The 25350-nt window shown below is 71.4% G+C and carries 23 protein-coding genes and 1 pseudogene; 10 read left to right on the top strand and 14 right to left on the bottom strand.

The features are described 5' to 3' along the window. Positions 1-12: 12 nt before the first annotated feature. The 3 genes from NOO62_RS08700 to NOO62_RS08710 form a co-directional block, all read right to left on the bottom strand. Positions 13-1683, bottom strand: a complete 1671-nt coding sequence (locus NOO62_RS08700) for a class I adenylate-forming enzyme family protein (RefSeq protein ID WP_268775519.1) — start codon at positions 1681-1683, stop codon at positions 13-15. Positions 1684-1754: 71 nt separating this feature from the next. Further along, positions 1755-2522 (bottom strand): SDR family oxidoreductase, encoded by a 768-nt coding sequence (locus tag NOO62_RS08705; RefSeq protein WP_268775520.1) that lies wholly within the window; start codon positions 2520-2522, stop codon positions 1755-1757. Between the two features lie 119 nt (positions 2523-2641). Then, positions 2642-3343, bottom strand: coding sequence for an alpha/beta fold hydrolase (locus NOO62_RS08710; RefSeq protein WP_268770320.1), 702 nt, complete (start codon positions 3341-3343; stop codon positions 2642-2644). A 189-nt stretch (positions 3344-3532) separates the two neighbouring features. Between NOO62_RS08710 and NOO62_RS08715 the strand changes: the two genes are divergently transcribed. Beyond that, positions 3533-4786, top strand: a complete 1254-nt coding sequence (locus NOO62_RS08715) for an MFS transporter (protein WP_268775521.1) — start codon at positions 3533-3535, stop codon at positions 4784-4786. Positions 4787-4841: 55 nt separating this feature from the next. Further along, positions 4842-6107: a serine-threonine protein kinase gene (locus tag NOO62_RS08720; RefSeq protein ID WP_268770321.1), complete on the top strand. Its 1266-nt coding sequence runs from the start codon at positions 4842-4844 to the stop codon at positions 6105-6107. A 27-nt stretch (positions 6108-6134) separates the two neighbouring features. Here the strand turns inward: NOO62_RS08720 and NOO62_RS08725 are convergent, their stop codons facing one another. Further along, positions 6135-8975, bottom strand: a complete 2841-nt coding sequence (locus tag NOO62_RS08725) for a penicillin acylase family protein (RefSeq protein WP_268770322.1) — start codon at positions 8973-8975, stop codon at positions 6135-6137. A gap of 303 nt (positions 8976-9278) precedes the next feature. On the opposite strand from NOO62_RS08725, the gene NOO62_RS08730 reads away from it, so the two are divergent. Next, positions 9279-9887, top strand: a complete 609-nt coding sequence (locus NOO62_RS08730) for a hypothetical protein (RefSeq protein ID WP_150219545.1) — start codon at positions 9279-9281, stop codon at positions 9885-9887. A gap of 12 nt (positions 9888-9899) precedes the next feature. On the opposite strand, the gene NOO62_RS08735 is transcribed toward NOO62_RS08730, so the two are convergent. After that, positions 9900-10418, bottom strand: coding sequence for a hypothetical protein (locus NOO62_RS08735; protein ID WP_268770323.1), 519 nt, complete (start codon positions 10416-10418; stop codon positions 9900-9902). Positions 10419-10540: 122 nt separating this feature from the next. Here NOO62_RS08735 and NOO62_RS08740 point away from each other — a divergent pair. Next, positions 10541-10846 (top strand): annotated as a pseudogene (locus NOO62_RS08740) (RNA ligase (ATP)); the annotation flags it as partial. A 39-nt stretch (positions 10847-10885) separates the two neighbouring features. On the opposite strand, the gene soxR reads toward NOO62_RS08740, so the two are convergent. Further along, positions 10886-11356, bottom strand: a complete 471-nt coding sequence (gene soxR, locus NOO62_RS08745) for a redox-sensitive transcriptional activator SoxR (RefSeq protein WP_268770324.1) — start codon at positions 11354-11356, stop codon at positions 10886-10888. A gap of 94 nt (positions 11357-11450) precedes the next feature. On the opposite strand from soxR, the gene NOO62_RS08750 reads away from it, so the two are divergent. Continuing rightward, a complete protein-coding gene (locus tag NOO62_RS08750; protein ID WP_268770325.1) occupies positions 11451-11915 on the top strand; it encodes a MaoC family dehydratase in 465 nt (154 codons plus the stop codon). On the opposite strand, the gene NOO62_RS08755 is transcribed toward NOO62_RS08750, so the two are convergent. The 3 genes from NOO62_RS08755 to NOO62_RS08765 all read right to left on the bottom strand — a co-directional run bounded on the left by NOO62_RS08755 (position 11906) and on the right by NOO62_RS08765 (position 14141). Further along, positions 11906-12544, bottom strand: a complete 639-nt coding sequence (locus tag NOO62_RS08755) for a TetR/AcrR family transcriptional regulator (RefSeq protein ID WP_268770326.1) — start codon at positions 12542-12544, stop codon at positions 11906-11908. The genes NOO62_RS08750 and NOO62_RS08755 overlap by 10 nt on opposite strands. Positions 12545-12641: 97 nt before the next feature. After that, positions 12642-12929 (bottom strand): YiaA/YiaB family inner membrane protein, encoded by a 288-nt coding sequence (locus NOO62_RS08760; RefSeq protein ID WP_268770327.1) that lies wholly within the window; start codon positions 12927-12929, stop codon positions 12642-12644. Between the two features lie 60 nt (positions 12930-12989). Beyond that, the gene (locus NOO62_RS08765; RefSeq protein WP_268770328.1) at positions 12990-14141 is read right to left on the bottom strand and encodes an acyl-CoA dehydrogenase family protein; all 1152 of its coding nucleotides are present in this window, start codon (positions 14139-14141) and stop codon (positions 12990-12992) included. Between the two features lie 95 nt (positions 14142-14236). Between NOO62_RS08765 and NOO62_RS08770 the strand changes: the two genes are divergently transcribed. Then, positions 14237-14884: a TetR/AcrR family transcriptional regulator gene (locus NOO62_RS08770; protein WP_268770329.1), complete on the top strand. Its 648-nt coding sequence runs from the start codon at positions 14237-14239 to the stop codon at positions 14882-14884. A gap of 20 nt (positions 14885-14904) precedes the next feature. On the opposite strand, the gene NOO62_RS08775 is transcribed toward NOO62_RS08770, so the two are convergent. After that, on the bottom strand, positions 14905-15480 hold the full coding sequence (locus NOO62_RS08775; RefSeq protein ID WP_268770330.1) for a TetR/AcrR family transcriptional regulator: 576 nt from the start codon (positions 15478-15480) through the stop codon (positions 14905-14907). Positions 15481-15549: 69 nt separating this feature from the next. On the opposite strand from NOO62_RS08775, the gene NOO62_RS08780 reads away from it, so the two are divergent. Next, positions 15550-16140 carry a dihydrofolate reductase family protein gene (locus tag NOO62_RS08780; protein ID WP_268770331.1) on the top strand — a complete coding sequence of 197 codons (591 nt, stop codon included), beginning with the start codon at positions 15550-15552 and terminating at the stop codon, positions 16138-16140. Between the two features lie 58 nt (positions 16141-16198). Beyond that, the gene (locus NOO62_RS08785) at positions 16199-17245 is read left to right on the top strand and encodes an urea transporter (RefSeq protein ID WP_268770332.1); all 1047 of its coding nucleotides are present in this window, start codon (positions 16199-16201) and stop codon (positions 17243-17245) included. Here the strand turns inward: NOO62_RS08785 and NOO62_RS08790 are convergent, their stop codons facing one another. Both NOO62_RS08790 and NOO62_RS08795 read right to left on the bottom strand, forming a co-directional pair. Then, positions 17246-18325 (bottom strand): Zn-dependent alcohol dehydrogenase, encoded by a 1080-nt coding sequence (locus tag NOO62_RS08790; RefSeq protein WP_268775522.1) that lies wholly within the window; start codon positions 18323-18325, stop codon positions 17246-17248. A 52-nt stretch (positions 18326-18377) separates the two neighbouring features. Beyond that, complete coding sequence (locus NOO62_RS08795; protein WP_268770333.1) at positions 18378-19772, bottom strand: aldehyde dehydrogenase family protein; 1395 nt, start codon at positions 19770-19772, stop codon at positions 18378-18380. 209 nt (positions 19773-19981) lie between these two features. On the opposite strand from NOO62_RS08795, the gene NOO62_RS08800 reads away from it, so the two are divergent. Beyond that, the gene (locus tag NOO62_RS08800; protein ID WP_268770334.1) at positions 19982-21037 is read left to right on the top strand and encodes a sulfotransferase family protein; all 1056 of its coding nucleotides are present in this window, start codon (positions 19982-19984) and stop codon (positions 21035-21037) included. 400 nt (positions 21038-21437) lie between these two features. After that, a complete protein-coding gene (locus tag NOO62_RS08805; protein ID WP_268770335.1) occupies positions 21438-22652 on the top strand; it encodes a S8 family peptidase in 1215 nt (404 codons plus the stop codon). On the opposite strand, the gene NOO62_RS08810 is transcribed toward NOO62_RS08805, so the two are convergent. Both NOO62_RS08810 and NOO62_RS08815 read right to left on the bottom strand, forming a co-directional pair. After that, entirely contained in the window at positions 22636-23874 is a 1239-nt protein-coding gene (locus NOO62_RS08810) for an MFS transporter (protein WP_268770336.1), read from the bottom strand. The genes NOO62_RS08805 and NOO62_RS08810 overlap by 17 nt on opposite strands. Further along, entirely contained in the window at positions 23874-25316 is a 1443-nt protein-coding gene (locus NOO62_RS08815) for a CitMHS family transporter (protein ID WP_268770337.1), read from the bottom strand. Before NOO62_RS08815 ends, NOO62_RS08810 begins: the two co-directional genes overlap by 1 nt. Between the last annotated feature and the right edge of the window lie 34 nt (positions 25317-25350).

Raw genomic sequence — 25350 nt, forward strand, 5'->3', positions numbered from 1 at the left:
CTGCCTTTCGCGTCACTTGCTGTCGGTCGGGCGGGAACGCAGTTCCCGCCGGAGGATCTTCCCACTTGTCGTCTTCGGCAACTCCTCCAGTACCTCGACCTCGCGCGGATACTTGTACGCGGCGAGCCGTTCCTTGCAGTACGCGGTCAGGTCGTCGGGCCGGGTGTCGCTGCCGGGGCGGAGGCTGACGTACGCCTTCACGGTCTCGCCGCGGTAGCTGTCGGGGATGCCGACGACGGCCGCCTCGCGGACGGCGGGGTGGGTGTAGAGGACGTCCTCGACCTCGCGGGGCCACACCTTGAAGCCGGACGCGTTGATCATGTCCTTCTTGCGGTCGACGACGTAGAGCCAGCCCGCCGGGTCCATGAACCCGATGTCGCCGGTGCGCAGTTCCCCGTCGGGGAAGGCTTCGGCAGTGGCGTCGGGGCGCTGCCAGTACCCCGGGACGACCTGGGGTCCGCGGACGACGATCTCGCCGTGCTCCCCGAACGGCACCTCTTCGCCGAGGTCGTCCAGGATGCGTACGACCGTCTCGGGGCCCGGGACGCCGACGGCGAGGGTGCCGGAGACCGGGTCGACGGGGGACTCCAGTCCCGGCGGCACGGAGGCGCAGGGGGCGGTGCACTCGGTGAGGCCGTACCCGTTGTGGAGGTAGGGGCCGAAGGAGGCGCGGAATTTCTCGACGAGGGCCGGGGGCAGCGGCGCGCCGCCGGAGGAGATCATCGCGAAGGAGTCGAAGTGGGCGCGGGTCACCGAGGGGTGGGCGGCGAGCGCCATGAAGGCGGTGGAGGGGCCGACGGTGTACGCGGGCCGGTGCTCGGCGAAGGCGTCGAGCACCACTCCGGCCTCGAAGCGGTAGGCGAGCGCGAGCGTGCCCGCGTTGGCGATGCAGGCGGCGACCTGCGCGACCATGCCGGTGATGTGGAAGAGCGGCGCCATCGCGAAGTAGCAGGCGCCTTCGGGTATGCCGGATCCGGTGCGCTGGCGCTCCGCGTTGTAGGTGATGTTGCCGTGGGTGTTCATGGCGCCCTTGGGGGTGCCGCTGGTGCCCGACGTGTAGCTGATCAGCGCCACGTCGGAGGGGGCGTGAGCGCGGTCGTCCGGGGCGGGGGTGCCCTGGCGGGCGACGGCGATCAGGTCTTCGGCGTCGTCGGCGACGGGCAGGCGTTCGAAGTCGAGGACGCGGGTGTCGTTGCGGGTCTGCAGGTCGAGCTGGCAGGCGGTGAGGACGACACGGACCGGCGAGTCGGCGGCGGTGTCGCGCAGGTACGTCTCCCAGGCACGGTCGGAGCAGATCAGCGCGGTCGCTCCGGCGTCGGCGAGGACGTGCCGTACCTCCGCCGTGCGGTACATGGGGTTGACGGGGACGACGGTGGCGCCCGCCTTCCACGCGCCGAGGAGCGCGAGCACGAAGTGCGGGGTGTTCTGGAGGAGGATCGCGACGCGGTCGCCGCGGGCGACGCCCCGTGCGGCGAGGTGGCCAGCGACGGAGTCGCTGAGGGCGTCGGTCTCGCGGTAGGTCAGGCGGCCGTCGAAGTAGGCGAGCGCGGTGTGTTCGGGGGCCCGTGCGACGGCGGCGCGGAAGGCGTCGGTCACGGAGGGAGCGGGGTGGACGGTGGCGCGCTGGGCGTCGTTGAGCCGGGCCAGCCAGGGCTTGGCGGCGTACGGGGACCCGGTGGGCATGGGGGCGTTCACCGCTTCGGCCTGGGCGTTCACCGCTTCGGCCCGGGCGTTCACCGCTCGCGTGGAGTCGTTCACCGCTCGCTCTCCTCCCACTTCTGCTGGATGTGGTTCATGCCCTTCAGCCACTTGTCGGGAGTCTCGGCGCGGGCCCGGTAGAACGCGGCCACCTCGGGGTGCGGCAGGACGAGGAAGCGGTCCTCCGCCATGCCGGCGAAGAGCGCGGCGGCGACGTCGTCCGGTTCGATGGCCGTGGGGGTGAGCACGAGGTCGCCCGCGGTGCCGGTGGCGGCGAGCATGTCGGTGCGGACGCCCTGCGGGCAGATCGCGTGGACCTTGATGCCGCGGTGGCGGTACGTGAGGGAGAGCCACTCGGCGAAGGCGTACGCGCCGTGCTTGGTGACGCTGTAGGGCGCGGCGCCGATCATGGTGAGCAGACCGGCCGCGGAGACGGTGGAGACGAAGCGGCCGCTGCCGCGCTCCAGCCAGTCGGGGAGCAGCGCGTGGGCCGCCCGCACGTGGGCCATGACGTTGACGTCCCAGGCGGCGGCCCAGACCTCCTCGGGCGCGGCCTCGCTGCCGCCGGAGCCGAGCCCGGCGTTGGCGCAGTACACGTCGACGGTGCCGCCGAGCGCCTCGCGGGCCTCGGGCACGATCGTGGACGCGTCGCCGGGCACGGCGATGCCGCCGATCTCGTCGGCGACGGCCTTCGCCTTGGTGCCGTCGAGGTCGTTGACGACGACGCGCGCCCCTTCGGCGGCGAAGCGGCGGGCGAGTGCGGCCCCTATGCCGCCGCCTCCGCCCGTGACGACGACTCCCTTGTCCAGCAGGGTTTCCACGATGGTTCTCCTTCGGCCCGCGGCTCGACTTCGCTGGCAGACTAACCAGTCGGTATGTTGCGGCGAAAGAGGGGCGGAGGGCCGGAGTACGGTTCTTCGGGAGCCCTGAGGAGCCCGGGGCCCTACGGCCTGCCGGTCACGCTCGCGTGCAGGATCCGTGCCAGTTCGCGCGGCTGGGAGAACATCGGCCAGTGCCCGGTGTCCATCTCGACGAGCCGCCAGTGCTCGCTCTTGAGCAGGTCGGCCACGTCGTCGCCCGGCTCCTCGCCGTCGAGCAGGCACTTGACGTACGTCGCGGGCACACCGTCGAGCGAGCGTTCCAGTACGGCGGGCTCGGTCAGGGTGGCGCCCGGGTGCGGTGTCCCGCCGCTCGCGATTCTGGCGACCTGCTCGCTGTCGAGCCCCTGCCCGTCGAACTCCGCCGCGTTCAGGAGCCACGCGCCGTCGCCGTCGTCGAGCAGGGACTCGAACGCCGGTTGGCCCTGCCACCACAGGGAGGCGAACGACTCGCCGTCGACGGGCACGACCGCGTCCACGAACACGACGCGGGCCAGCCGGTCACCGATGCGCTCGGCCGCCTGTCCGACGGGGATGCCCGCGTAGCTGTGCCCGACGAGGACGACGTCGCGCAGGTCGAGGCGTTCGACCTCGTCGACGATGTCGCGTACGTGGGTCTGCTGTCCGGCAGGGACGTCCTGCTTGTCGGCGAGGCCGGAGAGGGTCAGGGGGTGGGCGCCGTGTCCGGCGGCCCGCAGGTTCCGTGCCACGTCCTCCCACACCCAGGAGCCGAGCCACGCGCCTGCCACCAGTATGTATTCCGCCATGGCGGAGAACGTACACGCTCGGGGCGAATCGGGGCAGACCCCTACGGTGGCCGTCGTCGCACGCACGTCTCAGTGACCGAGACCAGCCGTATCAGCTATTGACTGCCCCGTACACGCACCACGAGAGTGCCGCACGTGCACAGCGAAGCGACAGCAACATCGAAACAGCAGGTCGGCAGCGGCGAGAGCATGCGCCGGGTGGCGGTGGCCTCGTTCATCGGGACGGCCATCGAGTTCTACGACTTCTACATCTACGGCACCGCCGCCGCCCTGGTCCTGAACGAGACGTTCTTCCCGACCCTCGACCCGGTCAACGCCACCCTCGCGTCGTTCTCCACCTACGCGGTGGCGTTCGCGGCCCGCCCCATCGGTTCGGTGATCTTCGGGCACTTCGGCGACCGCGTGGGCCGCAAGTCCGTCCTGGTGGCCTCGCTGCTCCTGATGGGCCTCTCGACCGCCCTCGTCGGGCTCCTGCCCGGCTACGGCACGTGGGGCGTCTGGGCGCCGCTGCTGCTCATCCTGCTCCGCTTCCTGCAAGGCATCGGGCTCGGCGGCGAGTGGGGCGGCGCGGCGCTGCTCGCGGTGGAGCACGCGCCGAAGAAGAAGCGCGGGATGTACGCGGCGTTCCCGCAACTCGGCCCGTCCGTGGGGTTCTCCGCGGCGACCGGCGTCTTCTGGCTGCTGTCGGCCGCGCTCTCCGACGACGCGTTCCGCTCGTGGGGCTGGCGCGTGCCGTTCCTGCTCTCCTTCCTCCTTGTCGGCGTCGGCCTCTTCGTGCGGCTGCGGATCAGCGAGACGCCGGTGTTCGCGAAGGTCATGGCGGCGCAGGAGGCGAGCAAGGTGCCCGCGCTCGACGTGTTCCGCCGCCATCCGCGCGAACTGCTGCTCGGTGCGGGCGGCATGGTCGTCGCGTACGGCCTCTTCTACACGGCCACGACGTACTGCCTCTCGTACGCCACCGGCACCCTGCACATCTCCCGTAACACCATGCTGGGCCTCTCCCTCGTGGCCTGCCTCTTCCTCGCCGCGGGCACCTGGCTCGCCGCGACGCGCTCCGACGGCGCGGGGCGCCGCAGGCTGGTCCTCGTGGGCTCGGCGCTCGCGGTGGTGTGGGGGCTCGTGCTCTTCCCGCTCCTGGACACCGAGCAGCCGGTGCTCGTCGCCCTGGCGATCGGCGGCGCGCTGTTCTGCATGGGCGTGGTGTACGGCCCGATGGGCGCCTATCTGCCCGAGCTGTTCGGGGCGAACGTGCGCTACTCGGGCGCCTCCCTCGCGTACAACCTGGGCGGTGTCCTCGGCGGCGCGGTCTCGCCGCTGGTGGCGACCCGGCTGCAGTCGGCGTTCGGTTCGTCGTCGGTGGGCTGGTACGTGAGTGCGATGGCGGTCGTGTCGCTGTTGTGTGTCCTCGCCCTGCCCGAGACGCGGGAGCGGGAACTCGCGTGAACGTGCCCCTGCCGCGCATCTGGCCAGGTGGCCCGGGCGGCAGGACCATACCGGCGTGGAGCCCTACTGGGAATTGACCTTCGACGCCGACGGCGACGTCGACACCGCGCAGCGCGCGCAGCTGCTGTCCGGCGCGGAACGTGAACGCGTCACCGATCTGCTGGTCTTCGCGCACGGCTGGAACAACGAGAAGAAGGACGCCAGGAAGCTGTACGGGCGTTTCTTCACCCCCTGCCAGGACCTCGCGGGGACGGGGGTGCGCCTCGGCTACGTGGGGGTGATGTGGCCCGCGATCCGCTTTCCCGACGAGTCGATCCCCGACTTCGACCCGTCGGCCGCGCCCGTCCCCGCCACCCCGCCGGGCGAGCCCGTCCTCGACGCGACCACCCGGGAGGCGCTCGACCGCGCCTTCCCCGACCACGCGGCGACCCTCGACCGGATCGCCGAACTGCTCGCCGAGCGCTCCGAAGTACCGACCCGCATCTACGAGTTCGGGCGGCACGTGCGCGAGCTGGTGTCCCTGCGCGAGACCCATCCGGCCCGGCACTTCGGCCAGGACACCGGGGCGGGCGAGCCCGCCATGCTCACCGACGACGCGGTCAAGGTCTGCGAGGTGTTCGCCGCCGCACGCGCGGACACCGGCGAGCCCCTCCTCCTCAGCGACCTGCGCAACCGAATGTGGGACGGCGCGTACGAACTGCTGCGCCAGGGCACGTACTACGCGATGAAGCGCCGTGCGGGCGCCGTCGGCCAGCTGGGGCTCGGGCCCGCGATCGGTCTGCTCGCCGCGGACGTGCCGAGGGTGAGGGTGCACCTCATCGGGCACAGCTTCGGCGGCAGGCTCGTGTCGTACGCGCTGCGCGGGATGCCCGCCGACGTGCGGGCGGTGAAGTCGGTGACGCTCCTCCAAGGCGCGTTCTCGCACTACACGTTCGCCGAGCGGCTGCCCCACGACAAGTCGCGGAGCGGGGCGCTGCACGGGATACAGAAGCGGATCGACGGCCCGCTGGTCGCCTGCTACTCGCGCCACGACGACGCCCTCGGCCGGCTGTACCCCCTCGCGTCGAAGCTGGCCGGGGACTCCTCCGGCTTCCTCGGCCTGTGGGAGAGGTGGGGCGCCATCGGCTACAACGGCGTCCGCTCCGTGACCGGCACCAAACGCATCAAGCTGGGCGAGAAGGTGCCGGCCAAGGGGTGCGTGAGCATCGACGCGGCGTCGGTGGTGCGCCGGGGCGGTCCGCCCTCCGGCGCGCACAGCGACGTGTGCCACGAGGAGCTGGCACGCGTCGTGTTCGCGGCGGGACGGATCGCCCGGTCCTGAGAGCCTGTCCTTGAGGGCGGGACCGGTCTACCGGTGGCGGGGGAACTCGACGACCTGCTGGTACGTCGGGCGGTTCTGCCACTGGATCGGCTTGTGCGTGATGCCGCCGAGCGCCCGGTGGATGACGGAGTCCGCGCACCACTGGTCGCCCGCCTTGCAGGAGTCGTCACCGGGGTAGACCTCGGTGGCGGGCTTCGCGGCGGCCTGCCCGAGGGTGGTGAGCAAGGCGTCGCGGCAGGCGTCGAGATTGCCGCCGCCGCAGTAGGTGTCGGCGAGCTCGCCCTTCACCGGCTGCCCGAGGACCTTGCGCAGGTCCTTGTCGGCGTAGCCCCACCAGCCGTACTGGAAGGCCGATCCGGCGTGCGCCCCCGTCGGCCCGTGCCCGGCGGAGGGTGCCTCGTCGGTGGCGAGCTGGGAGGTGAGGGCGTCGTACAGCTCCTTGCCGAGGCCCGGCTCGAACTCGGCCTCGATCAGCCGCGGCCACCAGGCGTCCATGATGCGCACGGCGTCGGGATGTGCGTACGTCTTGGACCCCGCCGACGTCTGGTTGCGCTGGGCCCCGGCCTTGCCCCAGGCCTCCAGCTGCTGGACCGCCTTGGCCTGTTGCGGGTCGGTGATCGGTTTGCTGCGCAGCACCTTCAGGAGCTCGGGCAGTACCTGTTCGCCGCGCAGGTCGGTGACGGCGGCCTCGGACATGGCCCGGGTGAGCGAGGCGCGGGTGACACCGCCTGCCTCGGTGAGCTTCTTGACGCGCCCGTCGAGCAGGTCGCCGCGGTGCACGGCGCTGACGCCGAAGCCCGCCGTGCTGAAGTCCTTGGCCTGCTTGTTGTTCCAGGAGATGTAGTAGTCCTGGTTGACGGACTGCGGGTGCTGGGCGGGCGGGGTCTGCGCCGAGGTGTTGTCCTCGGGGTCGAAGTCGCGCCATTCGAGGCCCTGTTGGGCCTCGACCGGCAGGGCCGGGTCGACGCTGTCGGCGCGCTCGGGGTTGGCGCCGCTGTTGTAGTACGCGATGTCGCGCGAGTCGGCGTAGAACCAGTTGAAGGCGTAGCTGATGTTCTGCGCGGCCTTCTTGAACGTCGCGGAGTCCTTGACGTACGTGGGGTCGTTCAGCATCTGGAAGCCGATGATCGAGTCGGCTTCGTGGCGGTAGGTGGAGCGCAGCGAGACGTACGCGACGGGTTTTCCGTCAATGCTCGCGCGGTGCGTGACGATGCCGTACTTCGTGCGGAAGACCTGCATGCGGTAGGAGCCCGCGGCCGTGGAGTCGGCGACGGTCGGCTTCCAGGCGTTCTTGCGCTCCATCTTCTCCATGGGTGTGCAGGTGCCCCGGTACAGGTAACCGGCCGACTGCTTGGTGGGCGCTCCGCCGCCCGGCTCGCACAGCTCCACGGCGTACGTATCGGTGATGTCCTGCCCCGCGGACGTGGCCGACCAGGCGTAGTCCTGGCCGCGCCCCAGCTGGACGTACATGCCGACACCCGCGAAGGAGACGCCGCGCGCGCTGATGCCGGGGCCCTGGAGCTCCTGCTGCATGAGGAGCTGCGGCGCGAAGTAGCCGGTCTGGGGGCCGAAGACGGCGACGGGGTTGCCGCTCGCGGTGTGCTTCCCGGCGACGAGCAAGGCGTTGGACATGCCCTTCTTGTGGCCGTCGGCCCGGAACAGGTCCGGGGGCAGCACGCCCTTGTCGTACATGCCCTGGACCGGCTTCAGCTTCTTCGGCGCCTTCACGGGGTCCTTGGCGCCGCTCTTGGCGCCGCCCTCGCGGTCGTACACGAGCTGTTCGCGCTCGACCGAGCCGGGGTCGGGCATGGCGGTGCCGCGCGCCTTCTCCGGCTTGCCCGCGTACGGGAAGCTCGTGCCGTCGTGGATGGTCCGGACGGCCTCGGGGTCGTTGCGGGCGCGGAAGGACTCCCAGACCTTCGTGCCCTTCTCGACGCCGTACTTCTTCTGCGACTCCAGGAGGGAGAGGGCGGACTCGACCTCTCCGCCGCCGCCGTTGCCGAAGAGCCCACCGACCACGGAGGCCAGCGCGATCATGTCGGTGATCTTGAAGGGCTCTATCTCGCCGACGTTGGTGATCGCGTCTATCTTGCCGGTCAGGACGTACTCGCCGGGGAAGTAGCGGCCGTTCTTCGACTTCGTGCGGTACGCGTTGAGGCCGTCGATGTAGGCCTGTGCATCCTCCATCGCCTGCTTGCCGCGCTCGCCCTGCGTCGACCGGATGTACTCGACCTGCTTCTCCAGGTCCTTCTCCGTGTACGGGGCCTGCGGCCAGAACTGCTGCTCCAGGCCCTGGTTGGCGGGCGCGCCGCCCGCGAACGACGTCAGCTGACCGCGCCCGATGTGCCGGAAGAGGTCGATGAGCCAGAGCCGGTCCTGCCCGGCGGCGAAGCCCGCGCCGAACTCGGTGCCGTAGCGCGTGGTGCCCTTGATGTGCGGGACGCCGTACTTCTTGTCCCGGGTGATCGTGACGTCGTCGCGGGGTTTGGTGACGGAGGCTGTCCGGTCGCCGGGCACCCCGAAGGAGGCGTCGTTGAAGAACTCGGTGAGCTTGTCGTCGGTGAGCGACGGATAGCCGGAGGAGAGCGCGTCGTACGGACCCAACTGGTCGTCTGCGTGCTTGGGCTGGGTGCCGAGGACGCGGTGGGCGAGGATCTCGGCGAGCGTCGCGTTGCCATTGGCGCCGGGCGGCAGGACGTCCGCGCACTGACCCCCGCAGTAGTCCGTGTCGTCGGCCGCGGTGCGCCCTTCGGGCGCCGGCGCCCCGGGACCGGCGACGGCGCCCGGCAGGGGCGCGAGCAGGGAGGCGCCGAGCGCGAGCGCCGCCCCCGCGGTGAGTGTTCTGAGCCTGACGATGCGTCGTCGCATGGGTGCTCCTCCGGTTCCTGCGGAAGACCGATGCGGCGGAGGCTACTGGCGGGTTGCCCAACGTGAAAGATGAACAAGCGTCGCCTTTTCCGAATCACCACAACGCGCCCCCCATGCGCCTGCATCACCGCAGCTCGTGCGGGCAGGCGAAAAACGGTCGCGCGATGAGGGAGCCGAATCGCGTGTCGATACGTCTACTCGGCGACGTCGTGACGAACTCGATGGACTCGACTCGACATCGACGCCGGCGAATGCGGAACACGGGTACCAGTACGGAAGTACGTGTGACGGAGGTGCAGGGCGATGGCCGGATTCCGGAGTCTCGCGAGACAGGTGCGTGATCCGAAGAGCGACCTGGCACTGCGGCGGTACTCGCTGCGCAAGTGCCTGGAGAGGTTCGCCCCCTACGGCCACCGGGCGACCTGGGACCATCTGTGCGCCCGGGCGGGGTTCGGGCCCGAGGACAGGTCACCCGACCCGGTGCGGCTGGTGGCGGCACTGAACGAACTGGAAGCGGCACGGGCGGTGTGGCTCGCCTACGAGGCGGGCTTCGCCGAACGCCGCCGCAAGGAGAAGCACGACGGGCTCAGGCGCCCGGGCAGCGTCGACGACTGGCACCGCTGCACCTGGGGCGGGTGCGGCGTGGCCTGGTGCGACGACCCCGACATCCACCCGGACGAGCCCCTCGCCGAGGTGCTCCGGCGGCTCATCGCGGCGCTGGAAAGGGAGCCGGGCACGACCTGCCCCGTCTGTGCGGACACCGCCCTCACCTGGAAGCACGGCCTGGCGCACGAGCCGTCGTCGGGAGCGGTCTGCACGGGCTGCGGCATCGTCGTGCCCGGCCCGGTCCTCACCGCCGACGCCGTGGACCGGGCGCGCGCGAGGCGGCTGCGGCCCCTGGTGTCGGCGTGAGGAGCGGCGCGGTCAGGGCGTGACCACATCCGTGTGGATCGCCAGCTTGAACTGGGCGTGGATCAGCGGCGTGCGGAGCTTCACGTCTCCCACGCCGCGTGCCGAGATCTTCAGGCCGAGCGGCGTGCCCGGGTGCACGAACATCTGCCAGAGGTAGGTCCTGTACTGCCCTCCCCTGGTCGGCGCCGAGTCGGTCGTCGCGGTCGAGTCGTACCCGGTCGAGTGGTTGAGCGGGTCACGGACGTACCGCGAGCGGAACTCGGTCGCCTTCGCGTCCGGCTCCCAGAAGACCATCGCGGAGAGCATGCCCCAGCCGTCGTGGCTCGGCCATATCAGCCCCGAGCGCGCGTCCGGGTACTCCGAAGGGCTCGTGAAGCCCTTCGCCGGGTCGTGCATGTGCCACGGATCGTAGGACTCGTCACCCGCGCCGTACGGGAAGCGCACCAGGTGGTAGCCGTCACTGTCGTACTTGACGGTCTGCCTCCCGTGGCGTGCGGCGTCCCACAGCAATGAGCAAATGGCGACGGACATCGGCTCTCCCCCGTTCTGTGTCGACGTGCTGGATGCGTGCTTCCTTACGTAGAACACACGTTGGTACGCCGGGCCCGGTTGCGGCCAGACGTAGCACAGGGAAATTCCGGTGGTCATGCCGCGACGTGGAGTCGGCGCCCGATCTGCTGCCGTGGGTCGACATCGAGAACATCCAGCGCTATCCGGACATCTTCGAGCCGGGTGAGCCGGTCGTCCTGACCGAGAAGCTGTACTGGCGCGCGGTCCGCGGCCACGAGGTCGCGGCCGCGGCGGCGAAGCTCGCGGAGCGGCTCGGGGCGCGCCGGATCGGGATCTTCGGCGAGGTGTACGGCGACGGGGTGCAGGACCTCACCTACGGCGCGGCCGGCCGCCGCGACACGCTCGGGTACGCGGTGTTCGACGGAGCGGCACAGCCCGGTGACGGGCGGGCGGGCCATCGCTCACGGATGTACGGGGCCCCGGGGGCGTCACTTCTCCCGGGGCCTGCGGTCCACCAGGAGCCGGGAACCGGTGTGCCGCTCGCCGAAGACGTCGTCGGGGTTGGAGAGCACACACGTGTCCAGGGACAGGCAGCCGCAGCCGATGCAGTCCGTGAGGTGGTCGCGCAGCCTGCCCAGCTGCTTGATGCGCTTGTCCAGCTCCGAGCGCCAGCCCTCGGAGAGGCGCGCCCAGTCCTCGCGGTTGGGCGTGCGCTCCTCGGGGAGCGAGTCGAGGGCCTCGCGGATGGTGGAGAGCGGGATGCCGACGCGCTGGGAGGCGCGGACGAAGGCGACGCGCCGGAGCGTGTCCCGGTGGTAGCGGCGCTGGTTGCCGGAGGTGCGGCGGCTGGTGATGAGGCCCTTGGACTCGTAGAAGTGCAGGGCGGACACGGCGACGCCGCTGCGGTCGGCGAGCTGGCCGACCGTGAGTTCGTGGACCTTCTCCGGTATCTGGGGCACGCCTCAAACCTACTGGCTGGTCCGTTGACACGCGTCGGCCCACGCACCATGCTGAGCAAGCGCTTAGTCTGCATACGTCTAGGAGGCCAGGGACATGGCGGAGCCAAGGATCTTCACGTCGCCCGAGGAGCTGCGCGCCGGTGTCGGCGAGCAGCTCGGGTACAGCGACTGGCTGGAGATCGACCAGAAGCGGATCGACCTCTTCGCGGAGGCGACCGGCGATCACCAGTGGATCCACGTGGACGCGGAGAAGGCGGCGCAGGGCCCCTTCGGGACGACCATCGCGCACGGCTATCTGACGCTGTCGCTGCTGCCGGTCCTGGTGCCGCAGACACTGCGCGTCGAGGGCATGAAGATGGGCCTCAACTACGGCACGGAGAAGGTCCGCTTCCCCTCCCCCGTGCCGGTCGGCTCGCGGCTGCGCGCGACCGCCGTGCTCACGGACGTCACGCCGACCAAGGACGGCGGCGTGCAGGTGACCGCCAAGGTCACCGTGGAGCGCGAGGGCGGCGACAAGCCGGCGTGCGTGGCGGAGTCGGTGTCGCGCTACTACTTCTGAGGCTCCCCGGGCCTGGCGCCCACCATGCGCAGCACGAGGTCGGCGTAGAGCGCGCCGACCTCGTCCGGCGTGCGGTGTCCCGCCACGTTGAACCAGCGGGCGACGTCGATGCAGAGCGACAGGACGGCGAGCGTGGTGCCCGGCACGTCGGGGACGTCGAACTCCCCCGTCCGCACCCCGTCGTTGATGATGTCCCGCACGGCCGCGTCCGACTTGCGGCGCAGCGCCACGATCTCCGTACGGTGCTCGTCGCCGAGCGCGTCCAGCTCGTACTGCACGACGCGCGCGGTCGTGTGGTGCGCGGCGTGCCAGCCGACGAAGGAGCGCACGGCCGCCTCAAGACGCTCGGCGGGGCCGCCCTCGCCGTCCGCCGCGGTCCGCAGGATCGTCAGGGCCTTGTCGTGGCCGATCCTGCTGATGCGGTGGAGCAGCTCTTCCTTCGTCTTGTAGTGGATGTAGAGCGCGGCGGGGCTCATGCCTGCGCGGCCCGCGATGTCCCGGGTCGTCGTCGCGTGGTACCCGCGCTCGGCGAAGGCCTCGACGGCGGCGACCAGCAGCCGCCTGGCCGCGTCGGGGCTGACCTCGCCCCACGGCTGCTCCTCGCCGGGCGTCTCCTCCGCCGTACCCATGTCCGCTCCTTCACCGTTCGGGAGGGACACCATACCCCCGACGGTGAGCAAGCGCTTAGCGCCTCGGCCGGATCGGGGCAGGTCAGGTCAGGTCAGGTCAGGGCTTGGCGAACGGGTCGTGTTCGGCGAGGATCCGGTCGACGCGGGCCTGGTCGACCCTGCTGACGATCTGCTCCACCTCCTGCCGGTCCCTGATCACCTTGGCGAGGGTGAACGCGGAGGTCGTCAGGTAGAGCACGGCGATGGCGAGGAAGCCCCGCACCCAGGCCGACGCGTCCAGGTAGCCGATGCCGACGGTGACGGCACCGATGGAGATCGCGAAGGAGGCCACGGCCTGGCCGTAGAAGGCGTTGGTGGTCTGCTGTTTGACGGGCGGCTCGGTCATGCGGACAGCTTCGGCGAGAGTGGGCGCGACCGGTATCCGCTCACGTACTCATGTCGGTACTCAGAAGGCCGAAACCCCTGTCAGCGCACGGCCGATGACGAGCTTCTGCATCTGGCTGGTGCCTTCGTAGAGGGTCATCACGCGCGCATCGCGCAGCAGCTTGCCCGCCGGGTACTCGTCGATGTAGCCGTAACCGCCGAAGACCTGGAGGGCGTTGTTGGCGGCGCGCACGGCGGCCTCGGAGGCGAACAGCTTGGCCTTGGAGGACTCCGTGGCGAACGGCTGCCCCCGGTCGATGAGGTCGGCGACCCGCCAGGTCAGCAGGCGCGCGGCGTCCACGTCGACGGCGATGTCGCTGATCAGCTCCTGCACCAGCTGGTGGTGGGCGATGGTCTTCCCGAACTGCTCGCGCTCGGTGGCGTACCGCACCGCCGCGTCCAGGGCGGCCTGCGCGATGCCCACGCAGCCCGCCGCCACCGACATCCGCCCCTTGGCGAGGGCCGACATGGCGACGGAGAAGCCCTTGCCCTCGGGCGCCATCATGGCCGACGCGGGTACGCGCACGTCCTCCAGGACGAGTTCGGCGGTGGCCTGGCCGCGCAGGCCCAGCTTGCCGTGCAGGGTACGGCGGGTGAGGCCGGGGGTGTCGGTGGGGATCAGGAAGGCGGAGACGCCCTTGTGGCCGGGGGCGTCGCCGGTGCGGGCGAAAAGGAGCACGACGTCGGCCCAGGTGCCGTTCGTGATGAACATCTTGGTGCCGTTGACGACGTACGAGTCGCCGTCGCGCACCGCCTTGGTGGTGAGGCTGCCCGCGTCGGAGCCGGTGCCCGGCTCGGTGAGCCCGAAGCATCCGACGTACTCGCCTGAGGTGAGCCCCGGCAGCCACTGCCGCTTCTGCTCCTCGCTGCCCCAGTGCGCGATGGTCTTGGCGACCAGGCCGAGCGAGACGGAGACGATGCCGCGCACGGAGGAGTCCCCGCGCCCGAGCTCCTCGGTCACCAGGCAGTACGCGAGGTGGTCGCCGCCGGAGCCGCCGTACTCCTCGTCGATGGTGAGCCCCAGGAAGCCGACCTCGCCGAGCTTCTTCACGAGGGCGCGGTCGACGCTCTCCGCGCGGTCCCACTCGACGACGTGCGGTGCGATCTCGCGCGCGACGAAGTCCTCGGCCAGCTCCCGGACGGCGGTCTGCTCGTCGCTGAGCTCCAGGTTCATCGGGGCACCTCTCCGGTCGGGAACGTGTCGAGTGTGTGACGTCGAATTTTAAATTAGCACTGCTAGTTTGTTCCGGCAGCCCTACTATGTGCCGCATGGCCCGACCGCGCAAGCCCCTCCTCAGCCGAGAACGCATCGTCGAGACGGCGCGCGCACTCGTGGACTCCGAGGGGCTCGCGGCCGTCTCGACGCGCCGCCTCGCCGCCGAGCTCGGCGTCAGCGGACCGTCCCTCTACAACCACTTCCGCACCAAGGACCAGATCCTGGAAGCGGTCGCGGACTCGGTGAGCGCGCAGGTCGACCTGTCGATGTTCGACGCCGACGACGCGCGGGACTGGCGCACGGCACTGCACGACTGGGCGGTCTCCTACCGGGCGGCCCTCACCCTGCACCCGAACATCGTGCCGGTGCTCGCACGCGGCCCCGGGCGCCGTCCGGCCGGGCTGCGGCTCGCGGACGCGGTGTTCGGGGCGATGGTCGACGCGGGCTGGCCCGCCGCGCAGGCCACGTCGATCGGCGCGCTCATGCGGTACTTCGTCATGGGCTCCGCGATCGGCTCGTTCGCCGGGGGCTTCGTGGACGACGAAGCGGCGTACGACCCCGCCGACTACCCGCACCTCGGCCAGGCCCACCTGCTCGCCGACCGTCAACAGGTCATCGACGAGCGGGCTTTCGAGGCGGGCCTGCAGGCTCTGCTGGACGGGCTCGCGCTGCAGTACGAGCAGGCGGCGGCGCGGACGTAAGGTTCAGCCCCCGATCCGCGTCACTCCGTGACGATGCGCTCCACGGCGGCCGCGACGAGGGCGTCGCGCTCGGCGCCCGAGAGGACGTCGGGCAGGGTGAGCTGTTCGACGATGAGCCAGTTGAAGGCCAGGTAGAGCAGCTTGACGGCGGTGGCGTCGCCGGGGAGCCCCGAGGCCTCGTGGTACGAGAGGTTCGCCGCCAGGTCGGCCCGGACGCGCTCGGTGAGGACGGCGCGGAGCTCCGGGCGCCGGGTGGCTTCCAGGCGGAGTTCGAGCAGCGCCAGGTAGCCCGTGCGGAAACCGCTGACGCGGCCGACGACCTCGCGCATCAGCTGGACGTAGGTCTCCTTGTCCGGCTTGGCGGCACGCTGCCGTTCGACCTCGGCGGGTTCGGGCGTGAGGCGTTCGTAGACCCGGGCGCCCGCCTGTGTGAGCAGGTCGTCGCGGTTGCCGAAGTAGTTGGACGCGGTCCCGGTGGGCACGCCCGCCTCGGTGTCCACGGCCCGGAACGTCAGCCCGCGCGCACCCTCCCTGGCCAGCACCTCGATGGCGCCGTCGACCAGGGCCGCCCGCCGCCCGTCATTCCTGCGCACCATTGACACCACTCCATTCGCAGTACTACGTTCCGACCACTACAGCATGAGTACTACAGGGGGAGTAACCGTATGCGCAAGCTGGTCTACTACATCGGCGCTTCCATCGACGGATACATCGCGGGCCCCGAAGGCGAGTACGACTTCTACCCGGTGGGCGACGCGGACCGGGCCGCCGACTACGCCGCCCGGGTCAACGCCCGCTACCCCGAGACCGTCCCCACGTCCCTGCGCCCCCACGTCGGCCTCGCGGACGCCGCCAATCTCCGCTTCGACACGGTCCTGATGGGCCACGGAACCTACCGGCAGGCACTGGCCCACGGCACTCCGAGTCCGTACGCGCACCTGCGCCAGTTCGTCCTGTCGAACTCGCTCGCCGCCTCCCCCGACCCGGCGGTCACCGTCGCCGCCGGTGATCCGCTCGCGTTGGTCCGCGACCTCAAGCGGCAGCAGGGACAGGACCTCTGGCTGTGCGGCGGCGGCCGGGTCGCGGCCGCGCTGCTTCCCGAGCTCGACGAGCTGATCGTCAAGAGCTACCCCGTGGTCGCGGGGGCGGGAATCCCCGTCTTCGGCGGCCGGTTCGACCCCACGCGGTTCCGCGTCACGGCCCGCGAGTCGTTCGACAACGACGTCCTGATGACGTGGTTCGAAGCGGTGCGGTAGATGTAATCTGCATCCGTCCCGTCGGGCGGTGCGAGCCGGACGGTTGAGGGACAGGGGGATGGCCGTGGGGCACGCGATGGACGCGCTGGATGCCGGTGGTCCGGCCGGGGGGCCGGGGGACTCGGCCGGGAGCGGGGGCCGGGCGGCCGGGGCGTCCCGTGCGCGGCTCTTCGCCGCTCAGGTGCTGCGCGGCCAGGCGCAGGTCACCTTCCTGCCGAACGCCGCCACAGGCGCCCTCTTCGCCGTGGCGCTCTTCGCGGCGGGCTGGGAGTACGGGGTGTACGGGCTGGCCGGCACCGCCGTGGGGACGGCCACCGCACGGCTCCTCGGCGTGGACGGCGGCCGCGTCGCGGCCGGGCTGGAAGGCTTCAACGCCTGCCTGACAGCGCTCTGTTTCGCGGTCTTCCTCGGCGCGGCCCACCTGTCGACGGCGCTGCTCGCGGTCGCGGGGTGCGTGGTCGTCACGGTCGTGACCGCGGCCGTGGTCCGGCTCCTCGGCGTCTGGGGCCTGCCCTCGCTCACGCTCCCGTACTGCCTGCTCGCCACCGCGGTGACGATCGCCGCGCCCGGCTTCGGACGGCTCTGGCACACGGGGCAGGGCGTGGCCGCGCTCCCGCTTCCCGCGTCGGGCACGACGGCCGTCGAACCGGCCGGACTCGCCCGGGGGTTCCTCGCCGGTTTCGCCCAGATCTTCTTCATGCCCCAGTGGTACGTGGGCGCGCTGCTGCTGCTCGGCCTCCTCGTCGCCGGACCCCGCACGGCCGCCGTCGCGTGCCTCGGCAACGCCGTGGGCGTCGCGACCGCGTGGGCCCTCGGCGCGCCCGCGGCGCGGATCGCCGACGGCACGATGGGCTACAACGCGGTGCTCGTGGCCCTCGCCCTGTGCGGCGTCTTCCTGCCGGCGCGGGCGGCGACCCTCGCGTACGCACTCGTGGGAGCCGCCGCCGCGACGGCACTCGGCCCCGCGGTCTCGGCCCTCTTCGCACCGTCCGGCGGCCACGCCTTCACCTGGCCGTTCGTCCTGACGACGGTCGTGTTCCTGGCGGGTGCCAAGTCCTTTCCGCGGCTGACGGGTTCGGGGACGGAGGCGGGGGCCGGGCACTGATCAGAACACCACCAGCGCCCGGCCCCCCTTGCCCGCGAGCATGTTCTCGAACGCCGCCGGGATGCCGTCGAGACCGATCCTGTCGGTCACCAGGACGCCCAGGTCGAAGCGGCCCGCCCTGATGTGTTCCGCGAGGACCGGCAGGTCCACCACCGGGTCGCAGTTGCCGTACACGCAGCCGGACAGGGTCCTGCCCCAGTGGAAGAGTTCCAGGGCGTTGAACGTGACCTGCTGGTCCTTGCCGCCGATGCCGACGACCGTGGTGCGGCCGCCGCGCCGCGTCGACTCCCAGGCCGTGCGGATCGTCACCGCGCGGCCCACGCACTCCACCGCCACGTCGACGCCCTGGCCGCCGGTGAGCTTGCGGATGGCGCGGGCCGTCGTCTCCGAGGCCACCACGTAGTCCGTGGCGCCGGCCGCGCGGGCCAGCTCCTCCTTCTCCGGGGAGACGTCGACGGCGACGATCCGCCCGGCACCCGCGATCCGTGCCGCCTGCAGCGTGGCGAGGCCCACTCCGCCGACGCCGAAGACCGCGACGCTCTCGCCCTCGCGGACCCGCGCCGAGTGGTGCACGGCGCCGTATCCGGTCAGGACGGCGCAGCCGAGCAGCGCCGCGTCGGTGAGCGGCACGCCGTCCGGCGCCGGCAGGACGCAGTTGGCGGCGACCACCGTCTCCTCGGCGAACGCGGCGACGTTCAGGCCGGGGTGCAGGTCGCTGCCGTCGGGGCGCCGGGCATAGACGTCCGCGGCGCCCGCGAGGGCGTTGCCGCACAGCCACACCTCGCCGATGGAACAGGCGTGACAGCTGCCGCAGGACGGCGCCCAGTTCAGGACGGCCCCGTCGCCCGGCGCGACATGCGTGACGCCCTCGCCGACGGAGACCACGGTGCCCGCTCCCTCGTGACCGAGGACGGCGGGCACCGGCACCCGCATCGTGCCGTTGGACAGGGACAGGTCGGAGTGGCAGACCCCGGCGGCTGCGAGGCGTACCCGGACCTGGCCGGGGCCCGGCTCGGGGAGGTCGATCTCCGCGATCTCCAGCGGGGAGCCGACGGCGGGCAGGATGGCGGCGCGGACCACGTTCACGTACTCCTTGGATTGGGGTCGGGGGATGGTGGCGACATACGAGCGGTCAGAACTGCAGTGATTTCGTCTGGAGGTACTCGGTCAGGCCGTGCGCGCCCAGTTCGCGGCCGACACCCGACTGCTTGTACCCGCCGAAGGGTGCCAGGGGGTTGAAGCTGCCGCCGTTGATGTCGACCTGGCCGGTGTCCATGCGGCGGGCGAACGCCACGGCTTCCGCGTCGTCGGCCGCCCACACCGCGCCCGCGAGCCCGTACACGGTGCCGTTGGCGATGCGCAGGGCGTCGTCCTCGTCCTCGTACCGGATGATCGAGACCACCGGGCCGAAGATCTCCTCCTGGGCGATGGCCATCTCGGGTGTGACGTCGGCGAAGACGGTGGGCCGGACGAAGTAGCCCTTGTCCTTGCCCTCGGGTGCCTCGGGGCCGCCCGCGACGATCCGGGCGCCGTCCTCGACGCCCTTCTCGATGTAGCCGCGCACGCGTGCCTGCTGCTTGGCGTTGACGACGGGGCCGATGCGGTCGCCGTACTTGGCGGCCGCGGCCGCGGCGAGCTCCACCGCCTCGTCGTACCGGTCGGTGTGCACCAGCATGCGGGTCCACGCGCTGCACGTCTGGCCGGAGTTGGACATGACGTTGGCGACGCCCACGTTGACGGCCTTGGCGAGGTCCGCGCTCGGCAGGATGACGTTGGCGGACTTGCCGCCGAGCTCCAGCGCGACGCGCTTGACGGCCGCGCCCGCGGTGGCGCCGATCCGCCTGCCGACCGCCGTCGACCCGGTGAACGAGACGAGGTCGACACCCTCGTGCTCGGCGAGTGCCTGCCCCGCGACCGGACCGAGACCGGTGACGAGGTTGAACACGCCCGCGGGCACGCCCGCCTCGTGGACGGCCTCGGCGAAGAGCTGGGCGGTGAGGGGCGTGTCCTCGGCGGGCTTGAGGACGACCGTGCAGCCCGCGGCGAGCGCGGGGGCCACCTTGTTGACGATCTGGTGGAGGGGGTAGTTCCAGGGGGTGATCGCGCCGACCACGCCGACCGGCTCCAGGTAGACGGTGGAGTTGCCGACCTTCTCCTGGAAGGGGTGGGTCGCGGCGAGCTCGGCGTACGAACCGGAGACCAGGATCGGTACGCCCGCGTGCACGGCCTGCGAGAACGGCAGCGGCGCGCCGAGCTCCGCGGTGACGGTCTCGGCGACCTCGTCCTTGCGGGCGACGAGGCGGTCGCGGAGCGCGCCGATCAGGGCGGCGCGTTCGGCGGGCGGGGTGGCGGCCCAGCCGGGCAGGGCGGCGCGGGCGGCACGGACCGCGGCGTCGACGTCCTCCGCGGTGCCGGCGGGGACCTGGCCGACGGGCTGTTCGTCGGCGGGGTTCAGGACCGTGATGGTGCCGGTGCCCGCGGCAGGCCGCCAGGCGCCGTCGATGTACATCCCGTCGTGGGCCTTCATGACATTCCTCCAGGTGGACGAGCGGTGGACGACCGCCTACAAACTAGCGCTGATAGTTTTCCGGCACCAGGGGCATCTGGTGCGGGGGGCGGGGGTGTGCTGAGGTGCACAGGTCGGCACACCCGAGTCCGTCCGAGTTCACCGCACCCGCACCCGCGCCCCGCACCCCGCACCCCGCACCCCGCACCCGTGCGACATGCCCCCGGAGAGTGACCTTGCGCAATCTGACCTTCGTCATCGGGACCGGCCGCAGCGGTTCCACCGCGCTGTCCCGCATCCTCAACAGCCACCCCGACGTGCTCAGCCTCAACGAGTACATGGCCTCGGTCGGCGATGCGGCCTTTCCCGAAGGCGTGCTGCCGGGCGCGGAGTTCTGGGAGACCCTCTTCCGGCCCACCCCGTACTTCGCGGGCATGCTCCGCAGCGGGGTGCCGATGCCGGAGTTCCTCTACACCCGCACGCCCGGGGGCCGCTACGCACCGGAGACCACCGGCATCCCCGCCCTCTCCCTCATGGTGCTGCCCCACCTCACGGACGACCCCGACGGCCTGCTCGACGCGGTCCGTGCGGCGGTCGTCGAGTGGCCCGTCCGCACCGCCGCCGCGCACCACGAGGCGCTCTTCGACCTCCTGGCCGCCCGGTTCGGGCGGTCCGCCGTCGTGGAGCGCTCCGGCTACTCGACGGGCTGGGTGCCGGGGCTGCGTGCGGCGTTCCCGTACGCGAAGTTCGTGCACCTCTTCCGGGACGGTCCTGACTGCGCGCTGTCCATGAGCCGCCACCCCGGGTACCGCGTGATCACTCTGATGCGGGAGATCGCGGAGCGGACGGGCGCCGAGAGCCTCGGCGACCTCACGGACGAGCAGGTGCGCTCCCTGCCGCCGGAGCTCGCGCCGCTGCTCGGCGAGCGCTTCGACCCCGCGCTCGTACGGGACCGCGCCTTCCCGGTGCGGCCGTTCGGCGACCTGTGGTCCGAACTCGTCGTCCAGGGCGTACGTTTCCTCGGCGACGTACCGGCGGATCAGTGCATGACGCTCGGGTACGAGGACCTGCTCGACGCCCCGCAGGACGAACTCACCCGGCTCGCGGCCTTCGTCGGGGTGGACCCGGACCCGCACTGGCTGAAGAACGCGTGCACCCGACTCGACCCCAGCCGCCGCGGCTCCGCACGGAAGCAGCTGACCGCCACCGAGTACGACGGCTTGCGAGCCGCCTGCACGGAGGGCACCCGGACCTTGCTTCAGGCGGCGCCGGGCGAACCGGGGTGAACGGCGCGGCGGCCGGGTGCGCCGCGCCGGTCCGGCCGAGCGCTCCACCGTACGCCGAGCTCCGCTCCAGCTCGTCTTAAGGCCTGCGCAAGGCCTCCGACCAGCGATTTGTCCGCCCAGCGGACAGTACGGGGTGCGTGCCCGGCACACGCACCCCGCGCCGCCGCGAGCCGTTTTCCGGACACACCCCACGCATTCGGCCCGTATTCGGTTTCAGAAACGTGAAAGTGGCATGACAAGGCGTCAACTCTCTTGCCCGGGACGGGTGGAGCGGCCACGCTACTGATCGCGACGGGAGCGGCACACACCGCTCCCATCTGTGTGTGCGATTCCGCGCGCACCCCCCACAGTCGCGTCGCCCCACCCCGGGCACGCCGCCTATGAGGAGGACTCCCTCGTAATGGCCATGCTTCGCAGCAAGAAGACTGTGATCGCCGCCGCGATCTCGACCGCCACCGCCGCCGCCGTCCTCGGTGCGGTCACCGCCCTGCCCGCCCAGGCCGCGCCCGCCGAGGGCCACGTGATCGCGGCGGGCTCCGCCGACGCGGTCAAGGGCAGCTACCTCGTCACGCTGAAGGACGGCTCCGGCCTCAAGGCCGCCACGAGCCAGGGCAAGGACCTCATAGCCGAGTACGGCGGCTCGGTGCAGAAGACCTTCAAGTCCGCGCTCAACGGCTACTCCGTGAAGCTGAGCGCCGCGGAGGCGCGGAGACTCGCCGCCGACCCGGCCGTCGCCTCGGTCGAGCAGAACCAGAGACTCCACGTCGACGCGACCCAGTCCAACGCCCCCTGGGGCCTGGACCGGATCGACCAGACGAAGCTGCCGCTGTCCGGCACCTACACCTACCCGGACAGCGCCGGTTCCGGCGTCACCGCGTACGTCATCGACACCGGCGTGCGGATCACGCACTCCGAGATCAGCGGCCGCGCGGTGAACGGCTACGACGCCGTCGACGGCGACAACACCGCCCAGGACGGCAACGGCCACGGCACGCACGTCGCCACGACCATCGCGGGCACGACGTACGGCGTCGCGAAGAAGGCCAAGATCGTGGCCGTCCGCGTGCTCGACAACAACGGATCCGGCACCACCGCCGGTGTCGTCGCGGGCATCGACTGGGTGACGAGCAACCACGCCGCGGGCGCCCCCGCCGTGGCCAACATGTCGCTCGGCGGCGGCGCGTCCACCACGCTCGACAACGCGGTGAAGAAGTCCATCGCCGACGGCGTCACCTACGCGGTCGCGGCGGGCAACGCCAACACCAACGCCGCCAACACCTCGCCCGCCCGCGTGCCCGCGGCCATCACGGTCGGCGCCACCAGCAACACGGACGCCCGCGCCAGCTTCTCCAACTACGGCTCGGTCCTGGACATCTTCGCGCCCGGCGTGAACATCAAGGCGGGCTGGAACACCGGCGACACGGCGACCAACACCATCTCCGGTACGTCGATGGCCACCCCGCACGTCGCGGGCGCCGCCGCCGTCTACCTCGCGGGCCACACCTCGGCCACGCCGTCGCAGGTCTCCTCGGCGCTGGTGAACGGTGCCACGCCGAACGTGGTGACCAGCCCCGGCTCGGGGTCGCCGAACAAGCTGCTCAAGATCGTCTCGTAACACTCCGCTCGACACGGTCAGCAGTGCCCCGGAGGCGGCCGGCGCCGCCTCCGGGGCGCTTCCGTACGCCGAGCCCCGCCGCGGCGAACAGCAGCCCGCCCAGCATCACGAACGGCGCCGCCACACCCGCGACGCCCGCGATCAGGCCCGCCGCAGCGGGCGCCGCGACCTGCCCGAGCCGGTTGCCGGTGAGCCGCAGCGCGAGCGCCGTGGAGCGCGCGCCGTCCGGTGCCGCCTGGACGACGGTCGTCATGGAGAGCGGCTGCCCGACGCCGAGGCAGAAGCCGAGCACCGCGAGCACCAGCGCGAGGCCCCACACCGGCAGCGGCAGCGCGATGCCCGCGCAGAGCAGCCCGGCGAGGAGGCAGGTGGTGGTCAGCAGGACCGTCCTGCCCAGGAGCCGGATGAGGGGCGTCATCACCAGGCGGCAGGCGATGGTCGCCGCCGCCCGCAGGGACAGGAGCAGCCCCACCGTGGCGGGCGCGATGCCCCGATGCTCGCCGACCACCGGCAGGTACGCCGTGAGGATGTCCGTCGCGGAGAGCACGGCGAGGCTGATGAAGATGCCCGCGGGCACGCCCCGGGTGCGCAGGATGCCGAGGACCGGGACGCGCCCGGCACGCTCCGGGGCGGCGGACCGCGGCCGCCTGTGCTCGATGCGCCAGAGCGAGGCGAGGGAGACGGCGCCGACCGCCGCCGACACGAGCAGGGCGAGCGCACTCGTACGGTCCATGTCGCCGCCGATCAGCGCTCCGGCGGCGATCGGCCCGACCAGCTGGCCGAGGGAGGCGCCGATGGTGAAGTGGCCGAAGTTGCGGTCCTGTTCGGCGGGCGCGGACTGCCGGGCGACGATCGACTGCGCGCCGATCACGAAGCAGAGGTGTCCGAGCCCCATCACACCGCTCCACGCCGCCATCGCGGTGAGCGAGCCCGCGACGCCGCTGAGGGCGCAGCCGCCGGAGATGAGCACGACGCCGACGGGCAGCAGCGGCGCGCACCGTCCGTGATCCGTCCGGCGCCCGAGCGGTACGGCGGCGAAGAGCGGGAGCAGGGCGTAGACACCCGCGATGACGCCGATGGCGCGCTCGTCCGCGCCAAGGGCGAGGGCCCGGTAGGAGACGGCGGGCCGCGCCATCGACACCGCCCCCTGCGCGAAGCTGAAGGCGATGACGAGACGGAGCAGCCAGCCCCTGCCACCGGGCCCGGACGACGCGTTCGGCATCAGATGATGCCGAAGAGGATTCCGGCGCCGAGCACCACCAGCGAGGTGAGCACGGCCCATTTGACGGTGAACTTGGTGTGGTCGCCGAACTCGACCTTGGCCATGCCGACGAGGACGTACACGGCGGGCACGAGCGGGCTCGACATGTGCAGGGCCTGTCCGGCGATGGAGGCGCGGGCGATCTCCAGGGTGCCGACGCCGTGCGCCTGCCCGGCCTCGGCGAGGACGGGCAGGACGCCGAAGTAGAAACCGTCGTTGGACATGAAGTAGGTGAGCGGGATGGAGAGCAGCCCGGTGACCAGGCCCATGTGCGGTCCCATGCCCTCGGGGATGGCGTCGACGAGCCAGTCGGCCATGTGGTCGACCATGCCGGTGCCCTGGAGCACGCCGGTGAAGACGGCGGCCGCGAAGACCATGCCGGTGACGTTGAGGACGTTCTCGGCGTGGGCGCCGATGCGGGCCTTCTGGTCGGGCATGTGCGGGAAGTTGACGGTGAGGGCGAGCGCGGCGCCGAGCAGGAAGAGGACGGGGATCGGCAGCCACTCCATGATCATGGCGGTGAGCAGGAGGACGGTGAGGGCGGCGTTGAACCAGTAGAGCTTGGGGCGGAGGGTGGGGCGGTCGGGGTCGAGGCCCTGGAAGCCGTCGTCGTCGCCTTCGCTGTCGCCGTGGCTGCCGCTGTCGCTCCTGGGTGCGTCCGCGTCGGTGCCGCCGCCCGCATCTCCGGTGGTGTTCTTGGTGAGCGACGTACGCCCGTCACCACCTGCCGTACCCACCAGGACCGTCTCCCCGGCCGTCTCCTTCTCCAGGACCTCGTCCAGCGAGAGGATGCCGAGCCGCTTGCGCTCGCGCAGACCCAGTGCGTACGCGAGGAGGAAGACGGCGACGAGGCCCATGGCGAGCGCCGGGATCATCGGTACGAAGATGTCGGAGGCGTCGACCTTGAGCGCGGTCGCGGCGCGGGCGGTCGGGCCGCCCCAGGGCAGGGTGTTCATGACGCCGTTGGCGGTCGCGGCGACACCCGTCATCACGACGAGGCTCATCTTGAGGCGCTTGTACAGCGGATACATCGCCGAGACCGTGATCATGAAGGTCGTCGAGCCGTCGCCGTCGAGGGAGACGATCGCGGCGAGCACGGCGGTGCCGACCACGATGCGCACCGGGTCCGCCTTGCAGAAGCGCAGGATGCCCCGGACGATCGGGTCGAAGAGGCCGACGTCGATCATGACGCCGAAGTACACGATGGCGAACATGAGCATGGCCGCCGTGGGCGCGAGATTGCCGATGCCTTCGAGGACGTAGTCCCCGAGATGGGCTCCCTTTCCTACGAACACGCAGAAGAGCGCGGGGATCAGCACCAGTGCCGCGATCGGCGACATCTTCTTCATCATGATCAGCACCAGGAAGGTGGCGATCATGACGAATCCGAGGATTGTCAGCATGGGGGCTACCTAACGTTCACCATCGAACTCCCAC

It is taken from the genome of Streptomyces sp. Je 1-369, from assembly GCF_026810505.1.
In the GTDB taxonomy this organism is placed as follows: Bacteria; Actinomycetota; Actinomycetes; order Streptomycetales; family Streptomycetaceae; genus Streptomyces.

Coding starts and splice junctions, on each gene's coding strand:
- NOO62_RS08755 (WP_268770326.1), bottom strand. CDS start 12,544: ATGGGTACGGCGGAGGAGACGCCCGGCGAGGAGCAGCCGTGGGGCGAG.
- NOO62_RS08760 (WP_268770327.1), bottom strand. CDS start 12,929: ATGACCGAGCCGCCCGTCAAACAGCAGACCACCAACGCCTTCTACGGC.
- NOO62_RS08780 (WP_268770331.1), top strand. CDS start 15,550: ATGCGCAAGCTGGTCTACTACATCGGCGCTTCCATCGACGGATACATC.
- NOO62_RS08710 (WP_268770320.1), bottom strand. CDS start 3,343: ATGGCGGAATACATACTGGTGGCAGGCGCGTGGCTCGGCTCCTGGGTG.
- NOO62_RS08700 (WP_268775519.1), bottom strand. CDS start 1,683: ATGCCCACCGGGTCCCCGTACGCCGCCAAGCCCTGGCTGGCCCGGCTC.
- NOO62_RS08765 (WP_268770328.1), bottom strand. CDS start 14,141: ATGAACCTGGAGCTCAGCGACGAGCAGACCGCCGTCCGGGAGCTGGCC.
- NOO62_RS08715 (WP_268775521.1), top strand. CDS start 3,533: ATGCGCCGGGTGGCGGTGGCCTCGTTCATCGGGACGGCCATCGAGTTC.
- NOO62_RS08775 (WP_268770330.1), bottom strand. CDS start 15,480: ATGGTGCGCAGGAATGACGGGCGGCGGGCGGCCCTGGTCGACGGCGCC.
- NOO62_RS08805 (WP_268770335.1), top strand. CDS start 21,438: ATGGCCATGCTTCGCAGCAAGAAGACTGTGATCGCCGCCGCGATCTCG.
- NOO62_RS08815 (WP_268770337.1), bottom strand. CDS start 25,316: ATGCTGACAATCCTCGGATTCGTCATGATCGCCACCTTCCTGGTGCTG.
- NOO62_RS08750 (WP_268770325.1), top strand. CDS start 11,451: ATGGCGGAGCCAAGGATCTTCACGTCGCCCGAGGAGCTGCGCGCCGGT.
- NOO62_RS08770 (WP_268770329.1), top strand. CDS start 14,237: ATGGCCCGACCGCGCAAGCCCCTCCTCAGCCGAGAACGCATCGTCGAG.
- NOO62_RS08795 (WP_268770333.1), bottom strand. CDS start 19,772: ATGAAGGCCCACGACGGGATGTACATCGACGGCGCCTGGCGGCCTGCC.
- NOO62_RS08730 (WP_150219545.1), top strand. CDS start 9,279: ATGGCCGGATTCCGGAGTCTCGCGAGACAGGTGCGTGATCCGAAGAGC.
- NOO62_RS08810 (WP_268770336.1), bottom strand. CDS start 23,874: ATGCCGAACGCGTCGTCCGGGCCCGGTGGCAGGGGCTGGCTGCTCCGT.
- NOO62_RS08725 (WP_268770322.1), bottom strand. CDS start 8,975: ATGCGACGACGCATCGTCAGGCTCAGAACACTCACCGCGGGGGCGGCG.
- NOO62_RS08785 (WP_268770332.1), top strand. CDS start 16,199: ATGGCCGTGGGGCACGCGATGGACGCGCTGGATGCCGGTGGTCCGGCC.
- NOO62_RS08735 (WP_268770323.1), bottom strand. CDS start 10,418: ATGTCCGTCGCCATTTGCTCATTGCTGTGGGACGCCGCACGCCACGGG.